Genomic DNA, 8,526 nt, shown 5'->3' with positions numbered 1-8,526 from the left:
GGCGAGGCGGGGCGGGCGGGGCGGTGCAGGTCGAGGGCGGGGGCGGCGGGGGCGGTCGGGCGACACGATGCCTCTCCGTCGTGCGCCTGCGCAATGGCCGCGACCACGGCCAGCCCGAGGCCGCTGCCGCCCTTCTGGCTGGACTGCGCGTCGTCCACGCGCCGGAAGGCATCGAAAATCCGGGCCGCGGCATCGGCCGGGATGCCCGGCCCCTCGTCTTCGACCAGCAGGCGACACGCGCCGCTTTCGACGCGCGTGTGGATGCGTATCGCACCGGGTACCGCATAGCGCCGCGCGTTCTCCAGCAGCGCAAGCAGCGCCTGGCGCATCCGGAACGGGTCGCAGCGCATGGGCCGCGTATCGAGATCGAGCACCATGTGTTGGCCGGCCGCGGCCAGTGCATCCTCGAACATCTCGACGACTGCGTGGATGTGCGTCGCGAGATCGGTCTCCTGGATGCTGACGCTCAGATGCCCGCTTTCGGCGAGGCTGATCACGCGGAGATCCTCGATCAGGCGCGTCAGTCCTTCCGCCTGGGTCAACAGGCCCCGGAACAGCGCCTCGCCCGGCTGGAAGACGCNNCGGCGTGCGCAGTTCGTGCGCGATCGCGGCATTCCAGAATGCCTGTTCGTCCGTCATGCGCTGCAGCTGGGCCGCGAGTGCATTGAAGTCGTCCGCGATCAGCGCGGCTTCGCGCATCGATCGATCGCCGGCGACCGCGCGCGCGGTCAGGTCGCCCTTGGCGACGCGGCGAATGCTGTCGGCGACGGAGTTGAGCGGCACCAGAATCCGGTGCGCGAGTCGAGCCGACACGACGATCGCGAGCGCCAGGCCGATCACGATGGTGATGCCCAGCCAGATCCACTCGGGGTTCGACGGAAACCAGCCCGCTTGGTGGCAGATCTCGCTCCAGTGCCGGAGCATCACGTAGTAAAACGCGTAGATCATCAGCACGACGATCAACGTGATGCCGAGCGCCAGCTCCGTCATCGATACCGCAATCTTGCGGCCCAGCCCTCCGAGCTTCATTTCGTGCTCCCAAGCGTGGTGTTGTGTCGATTCACGACGGGAAGGTTGCGCGGTCGGATTGCGTTGGCGTCGGGGGAGAGGCATGGCAGGGGCAAGCGAGCGGTGTGCCGGCTGGGGGCTGCCGCTGTGGCGCGGAGGGCGGAAGCGCGCGTCGCGCGGGACGGTATGGATTCTTCGGTCATGGTGTCCGCTCGGGCTGTTGCTATTCACGCCATCGAATCGCAATGTTACCGCACGAAATCTGCCATCGGATGACACGATGGTTCGGCATGCGTTGGAATGCGGGCGCTGCTGGCGTTGCCGTGCGGTGCGGGTCGGCAGGCGTGCGGCGCCGTTGGTTGGCGCCTGATGACCGCCCGATGCTTCCCCGCGATCCAGGTGATTTCGAGGCAGGGGAATACCCTGCTTTTTTTCGTGCTCAATTGTTATGTATTATGACCTACATTGGTCAACGTTTTCTACATTCGGAATACCCTGTCCCGCTCGATCCGGCGGGGTTCGACGAAAGGATCGAGGAAGCATGGGATGCCGCCGACGGTTCGAACTGGAAGCATGAGCACACCGATGGGCGTGCGTCGTCGCGTCGGGCGAGCGTTCATCCGGAGAACCAACGAAGCATCGAACCGAATCGGTACAGGAAGTTTCATGATGGATTTCAGATCTCCCGACATCGCGTTGTCCGTTGCCTTGCTCGCGTGGGTGACAGGCACTTACGGCATGAAGTTCGTCCGGATGCGCAATCCGTTGCTCGGGGCCGCCTGGTGGGTCGTTGCGGCTTCCGCCGTCAACGCGCTGATTTTCATGGCGACGGGCTGGTCAGGCTCGTCCGGCGTGGCGCACTTCCTGGACATGTTCACGAGAGGGTTCGGCATCCCGGTGATCGCGGCTGCCGGCATGATGGCCGTCACGCACGAATACAGGCCGATGGCCCAGCAGGTCGTGATGTTGCTCGGGATGGCCGTGGTGGGAACGATGGCGCTGATGACGCTCGAGTTCGTCGATGTCGTCCTGCCGTATTTCCATGTGGCGATGTGGGTGTTGCTGGCGCTCTATCTGGTTTATTTCGTCGCGCGGCTGTTGCGCGCCGGGGAAGCGTTGCATGCGACGACGACGACGCTGGCACTCGTGCTGTCGCTGGTCGTCGCGTACGTCGACGACCTGTACGGGCTGCCCGGCGACGCGCACGGTGCCGTATCCGGGTTTCCCGTGCTGGCGCTGCTGACGTGGTCGTATTTCGCGGTCGCGATCTATTACGCGTACTGCGCGCTCGAGCGGAAGCGTCATGTCGAAACGGCCGGGGCCGCCGGCATGATCCGGTGGCGTGAATTTACCTCGTTCGAATAGGAATCCTGAGATGAATGAGGGTCTTGAAGCGCATGAAACTCACGGCACGGATCAGGCCGGACAGCCGGTGAAGCCGACGCCGCGGCGCGGCAGGAAGCGCGACGGCGAGTCGCGGGAGCGCCTGCTGCTGGCGGCACGCACGATCTTCGCCGAAAGGGGATATGCGGCGGCGAGCATCGAACGCATTGCCGTTGCGGCGGGCTATACGCGCGGCGCGTTCTATTCGAATTTCGGCGACAAGACGGCCGTGCTGCTCGAGTTGCTGAGGCGCGATCACGAAGGCGTCGAACGTGAACTGATGCGCGTCGTCGAGGCCGGCAACGACCGCGAGGGGATGGAGCGCGCGATGCACGCGTACTTCAGGCAACGCTATCGGCAGCCGGACGCCTGCGTCATGTGGATGGAAGCGGCGCTCCTGTCCGTGCACGACCCGTCGTTCCGCGTTCAATTCGCTGCATTCCTGACCGAGCAGCGAGGCCGGAGCCTGGCGTGCGCCGGTGTGCGGTTGCCGTTGCCGATCGAGTTGCTGACGCTCGGCCTGACGGGACTGGGCGACGACGTGTTGCCCGACGGCGCGAGCGGACGGTGGCACCTGACCGACGCATGGGTCGACGCGGCGGTGGCGCAGGTGTTCGCGAGCAGCCCGTGCGACGAGACGATGGAATGACCGCGCGCTCGCCGCGCACCGGTGCAAGGACAAACTGACGAGGACCGAAGGAACATAAAAATGAATCGCAAACCCAGGCCGGATGCCCAGATCCGGCGCAACCTGCTCCGCCTCGCAGCGGTGAGCGCGGGGTCGCTCGCGGCCGGCGGAGTGTCGCTCGCGCAAGCGGCCGGCGCAGTCGCCGGGAACGACGGCGTGCTCGACGTCGCGATCATCGGCGCGGGGCTCGCGGGGCTGACCGCCGCGCGCGACCTGAAGCGTGCCGGATGTGAATCGTTCGTCGTGCTCGAGGCGCGCGATCGCGTCGGCGGGCGAACCTACAACCACGACCTCGGCGGCGGGAGAATTTCCGAGGCGGGCGGGCAGTGGTTTGGCCCCGGCCAGACGGCGATCGTCGATCTCGCGCGCGAGCTGAACGTCGACACGTTCGACACGTACTACGCCGGCAAGACGGTGTACCTGGCGGACGGTGCGCGGGTGACCCAGGACACGCAGGGCACGGTGGGCGGCAACGGCACGATCGCGGCCCGGCTCAACGCGATGGCGAAGAACGTGCCTTCGGCGGCACCGTGGAAAGCGCCGAATGCGGCGGCGCTCGACAAGCTGTCGCTGGGCGCGTGGCTCGCGCAGCAAGGCCTGACCAACGAGGAGAAATTCTCGTTCAGCCTGGCGGCCCGTTTGTCGCTCGGCACGGCACCGGCGCAGCTCGGCTTGCTGCACTACCTGGCGACGATCAACAGCGCGAACAGCGATTACGACCAGCTCGAATCGATCAAGGGGGGCGCGCAGGAATCGCGTTTCGTCGGCGGTTCGCAGGTGCTGAGCATCAGGATGGCGAACGAACTGGGCGAACGGGTGAAGCTGTCCTGCCCGGTGCGCAGGATTTCCGGATGGAATCGCGAGATCGTCGAGCTCCATACCGACCAGGGCGTCGTACGTGCGCGCCGCGTGATCGTCGCGTTGAATCCGGCGCTGTGCAACCAGGTCGTGTTCGACCCGCCACTGCCGGACGGCCGCGCGCAGTTGCAGCGCCTGTGGCCCGCGTACGCGCCGATGCGCAAGACGGTTCACGTCTACGACCGGCCCTTCTGGCGGGACGACGGGTGCAACGGGCAGATCATCCCGGTCAGCGGCCCGCTGTTGTGGGCCTATGACAACTCGCCGCCGGACGCGTCGATCGGCGTCATCAACGGCTTCATCGCACCGTGCGCGCTCGCGAGCGACGCGAAGGTGGCGGAACGGACGCTTTCCGCGATCTATGCGCAGGCGCTCGGCGACAAGGCGCTGCGCCCGACGCAGTTCCACGATTACGACTGGGGCAAGGTGGACCCATGGTCGCTGACCTGCATTCATCCGATTCCGCCCGGCTTCTGGACGAAGTGGGGCGAGTACCTGCACCCGCCGGCAGGGCGGCTGATCTGGTCGGGAACGGAGACGGCCGACATCTGGGCCGGTGCAATGGATGGCGCGGTGCGTTCGGGGCATCGCGCCGCACTGCAGGTTCTGGGTGCGCTCGCGCATCGGACGACGGAGGCTTGAGTGAAGCGAGCATGGATCATCGGTGTTGTCGTGGTCGCTGCCGTGTCGGCGGCCGGTGTGCTGTTCGGGCCGGATCTGTACGGCTATTACCGCTTCGGGAAAGCGCTGGACGGCGAGGCCGACTCGCTCAAGGCCGATGCCGGCCCATGGCCGCAACCGCAGGAGACGTGTTTTATCTGTCACGGCCCGCGCGGGCAATCGGGTAACGGCGGATACCCGGCGCTGTCCGGCCAGCCGGCGGCCTATATCGAGGCCCAGTTGCGCGCGTTCGCCAGCGACCGCCGGCCGGACCCGTACATGGGGCCGCTTGCGCGCGGCATGGACGAGAAGCAGATGAAGCTGCTGGCCGACTATTTCGCGCGCCAGGCGCCGGTCCAGAACGAGAAGATCCGCGTCGACGCGGCGCTCGCCGCGCGCGGCATGTCGGTGGTGCAGACGCGGAGCTGCGTCGCGTGCCATGGCGCGGGCCTGACGGGCAACGCGCGCGCGCCCCGCCTCGCGGGGCAGGGCGAGGCGTATCTCGCGGGCCAGCTCGTCGCGTTCCGGGCGGGCAAGCGGCACGACGAGACGGGCGCGATGAACGGGGTGGCCGCCGCCTTGTCGGACGATGACATCCGGGCCGTCGCGCATTACCTGGCGGGTATCGCACCGACGCATGCCGCGGCCGCGGCCGCATCGACGGATCATGCGCCGCGCCTCGCGAATCACGGCGAGGCGGATCTGGTGAAGCAGATCACGGCCATCAAGACCGGGTATCGGAACGATCGGAACGATCGGGCCGATCCTGCCGATCCGGCCGGTGCGATGCATGCCGCTGTCGCCAGGTTGTCCGGCGACGACATCCGCGCCGTCGCGTACTACCTCGCCAACGTGTCTGCCGCACGCGGCGGCGGTGGCGTCAGCGTCAGGTAGCGCGGGGAGCAGAGCGGCTGCCCGTCGCGATGGCGCGGGCGGACGTCGGCGCCCGAGCGGAGCGCGCAGGCTCGTGGCGGCCCCGGCGGCCGCCATACGGTGAACGCCGCGCACGCGGCACAGGCGCCGCGACGAACGGTGACAGCGGCTGCCGCCCGCCGCCCGGCGGCGCCCCGGATGGAAATTGGTGTCGGCATCGGGTATAGTCGTTCGCGACCGGCGAAACGCCGGTCCTATCACATCAGGAGGGCGGAAACGCCCGGATCATGACGGAAGCGATGACAGTGCCTATTGAGCAACCGACCCGGAAACGGCGCACGTCGAGTGCCGGACCCACCGGCGCGCAGCCTGAAGGCCTTCGGGCCCAGGGCGTTCGTACGCGCAAACTCATCGTGCGCGTGGCGAGGAAACTTCTGCTCGAGGGCGGTGCGCTGGAGTTTTCCCAGCGTGCGGTCGCGCAGCGCGCCGGCATCAGCGTCAGCAACCTCCAGTACTACTTCCCAACGCGGCTTGCCGTGCTGCGGGCAGTCATGGAGCCCGAGATCGAGGCGTACCTGAGCGCCCTGAAGCGCGCGCTCGAAAGCGGAGCGCAGCCGCGTGAGACGCTCGAGGCATTGCTCGGCATGGCGCTCGAGAATGCGAAGGACGTCAAGGGCACGGCCCTGTGGGCCCACTTCGTTTCGTTTGCGTCGATCGATCCCGAATGCGCGCGGCTGATCGACGAATGGTATGCGTCCTTGACGCAAGCTATTGCCGCGCTCGTCCGTGCGGTGAATCCGGGCCTCAAGGCGGCCGACGGCGAGCACGTCGCGATGCTGCTCGTCGCGATGGCCGACGGGCTGGCGCTCCAGTACACGATGGGGCGGCAGACGGAGGGGCTCGATGCGAGGTTCCTGGCGTCGGCGTACTCCCTGGTGGAGAGCAAGGCACCCGGCGGCAAGAGCCGGTAGCGGTCGCGGCCCGGCCAGGTGACACAGGAAGACAGGGCACGCCCCTGTCTTTTTTCTTTTTGCTCCGCGCGTGATGCCGCGTGGCGGGCGCCACATCCGGCAAGGGCGACGTGCAGGGCGAACATTCGGCTTGCCGGACGTGTGTTGCCGAGCGTTCCGCGGAATGTCGCGAGCTGACGCGATTCCGCCACGAGCTGCCCCCTCGTATCCCGCAATCCACCATCGTTGACCAGCAGGCCATTGCGGACGTCCCTCGTCCGGAAGCGTGCGCGTATCGGCCCGGGGCCGCGGGCGGCCTTGAGGTGTACCGCATAGTCGATCGTCGGCACCGGTCCCCACTCGGCGCGATCGATGACGTTGTAGCTGGGCGGCGGGAACGCATCGGCGAAGAGGGGCAGCGACGCGAGCGTCGGAAATGATTCGTCATCCAGATCAATCCGTCCATCGACGGTCGCGGTCTGTTCCGGCCCGCTGTTCTGCAATACCCCGGGTGCGAGGCGCAGGTCGAACCGCGAGGTGTACGAGCGCCTTGGATCGGGGATCGCCAGCGTGTCGATGCTCACGCACGCGCGATAAGGCGTGGCCGGCAGCTGCGGTCCCGCGCAATGCGTCGCCGTGGCGGCGCTTGTCCGCGAAAAGTCGGTGAACGTCGCCACGTAGAACGCCTTGAGTTCGCTTTCCTGCCTCAGCGACAACGTCGCGCGCGACAGGCTTTTCGTCGATCCCAATTCGACGATGCGGGCCGTCGCGGGGCTGGAAACGGGATGGCCGAGAAAACTCGCGTTGCTCGACAACAGGTCGGGGTGCGCGCTTCGGCGGGCAAGCGTCTCGGCCGCCAGCCTCGTGAGATAGCCCCCGTTCGGATAGTCGAGGACGTTGAATCGCGACGAGATTTCGACGGGTATTTCCGCGCAGGCGCCCGGCATTCCTGTTCCCATGAAGCCATGCCCCGTCGACAACACGGGGAATCGAATTGAACGGCACGCGCACCACGGCGCGCGCAAGTCGCTACCGGGCACGGGTTGCCGTGAACCGGCGCGTGAACGCCGTACGGCGATGCCATCGCCGGCGGACCGAGGCGATCTCTCGCGTGAATTCGTGACCGTGAGCATAGCGGGCATGTGCGTCACGCTGAAGTTTATTTTGTGAATCGGCCGGCATTCCCGCGATGAATGGTCTGCTTCGCGGCAGCGTCGTCTGCAACCGCCAAAAAAATTCTCCAAGGCAGGGTAATCCCGTGTCTTTTCTTTATTTTGGTTGTATGTATCATGACCTACGTTTGTCACATATTCCTACAAATGGATTGCGTGGTTCGCCGACTTGCCCTGCGCCATGAGCGAGGCAGGAGCAGCGGCCGCATTCCGACCGGTCTGGAACGAAGTGCCGAACGGGCCGCCTATCGTTCGTCGTCCTGATTGACGGCTCCCGAGCGACTTTCATTGCAGTAGCCAAGACAACATGCCAAAGAAGTCTTTCCCCAATGGAGCAGCCGATTTGCGTCGGAGGCAGTGGCTCAAGTACGCGGGCGCGTCAGCCGCCGCCGTGGGCACGCTCGCGATCGGCGCGCGGCAGGCGAGCGCCGGCGAAGGCGGCACGTCCGGCATGCCGGGCGACGTGCTCGACGTGGTCATCATCGGCGCGGGGCTGGCCGGACTGACGGCGGCGCGCGACTTGCGACAGGCCGGTTGCGAATCGTTCATGGTGCTCGAGGCGCGCGATCGCGTCGGCGGCCGGACACTCAACTACAACGTGGAAGGCGGATTTGTCACCGAGGTCGGCGGCCAATGGATCGGGCCGGGCCAGACCGCCGTCGCCGATCTCGCCCGCGAGCTGGAGGTCGGCACGTTCCCGAGTTACTACGACGGCAAGACGGTCATCCTCGGCGGCGAAGGCCGCGCGACGGTCGACCTGAAAGGCACGTTCGGCACCGACGAAGCCATATCGTCGAAGCTCGGCAAGATGTCGCGCGACGTGCCGTCGGGCGCGCCGTGGACGTCGCCCCGGGCCGGCGAGCTGGACAGGATGTCGGTGGGCGACTGGCTCGTGACGCAGGACATCAAGCCCGAGGACCGGGTGGGTTGGGAG

General features: G+C 66.9%; 6 protein-coding genes and 2 pseudogenes. 7 read left to right on the top strand and 1 reads right to left on the bottom strand.

Features of this window, described 5'->3' with window-relative positions; all coding sequences use genetic code 11:
• Positions 1-1,029: pseudogene (locus tag FOZ70_RS36320) on the bottom strand (ATP-binding protein); the annotation flags it as partial.
• Positions 1,030-1,674: 645 nt separating this feature from the next.
• Here FOZ70_RS36320 and FOZ70_RS36315 point away from each other — a divergent pair.
• The 7 genes and pseudogenes from FOZ70_RS36315 to FOZ70_RS36285 form a co-directional block, all read left to right on the top strand.
• Positions 1,675-2,373, top strand: coding sequence for a hypothetical protein (locus FOZ70_RS36315; protein ID WP_219707820.1), 699 nt, complete (start codon positions 1,675-1,677; stop codon positions 2,371-2,373).
• Between the two features lie 10 nt (positions 2,374-2,383).
• A complete protein-coding gene (locus FOZ70_RS36310; RefSeq protein WP_060377082.1) occupies positions 2,384-3,040 on the top strand; it encodes a TetR/AcrR family transcriptional regulator in 657 nt (218 codons plus the stop codon).
• 60 nt (positions 3,041-3,100) lie between these two features.
• Complete coding sequence (locus FOZ70_RS36305) at positions 3,101-4,579, top strand: FAD-dependent oxidoreductase (protein WP_219707819.1); 1,479 nt, start codon at positions 3,101-3,103, stop codon at positions 4,577-4,579.
• Positions 4,580-5,245: pseudogene (locus tag FOZ70_RS36300) on the top strand (c-type cytochrome); the annotation flags it as partial.
• Positions 5,246-5,769: 524 nt separating this feature from the next.
• Positions 5,770-6,441 carry a TetR/AcrR family transcriptional regulator gene (locus tag FOZ70_RS36295; protein WP_219707821.1) on the top strand — a complete coding sequence of 224 codons (672 nt, stop codon included), beginning with the start codon at positions 5,770-5,772 and terminating at the stop codon, positions 6,439-6,441.
• Between the two features lie 876 nt (positions 6,442-7,317).
• Entirely contained in the window at positions 7,318-7,590 is a 273-nt protein-coding gene (locus FOZ70_RS38370; RefSeq protein ID WP_230953703.1) for a hypothetical protein, read from the top strand.
• Between the two features lie 309 nt (positions 7,591-7,899).
• Positions 7,900-8,526 (top strand): FAD-dependent oxidoreductase (locus tag FOZ70_RS36285; protein WP_219707817.1); only part of this gene is annotated, 627 nt, incomplete at its 3' end.

Source organism: Burkholderia sp. COPS, from assembly GCF_019425585.1.
GTDB classification, from domain to species: Bacteria; Pseudomonadota; Gammaproteobacteria; order Burkholderiales; family Burkholderiaceae; genus Burkholderia; species Burkholderia cepacia.
This window is presented reverse-complemented; position numbering and strand designations above follow the sequence as displayed.

Coding starts and splice junctions, on each gene's coding strand:
- FOZ70_RS36295 (WP_219707821.1), top strand. CDS start 5,770: ATGACAGTGCCTATTGAGCAACCGACCCGGAAACGGCGCACGTCGAGT.
- FOZ70_RS36305 (WP_219707819.1), top strand. CDS start 3,101: ATGAATCGCAAACCCAGGCCGGATGCCCAGATCCGGCGCAACCTGCTC.
- FOZ70_RS36315 (WP_219707820.1), top strand. CDS start 1,675: ATGATGGATTTCAGATCTCCCGACATCGCGTTGTCCGTTGCCTTGCTC.
- FOZ70_RS36310 (WP_060377082.1), top strand. CDS start 2,384: ATGAATGAGGGTCTTGAAGCGCATGAAACTCACGGCACGGATCAGGCC.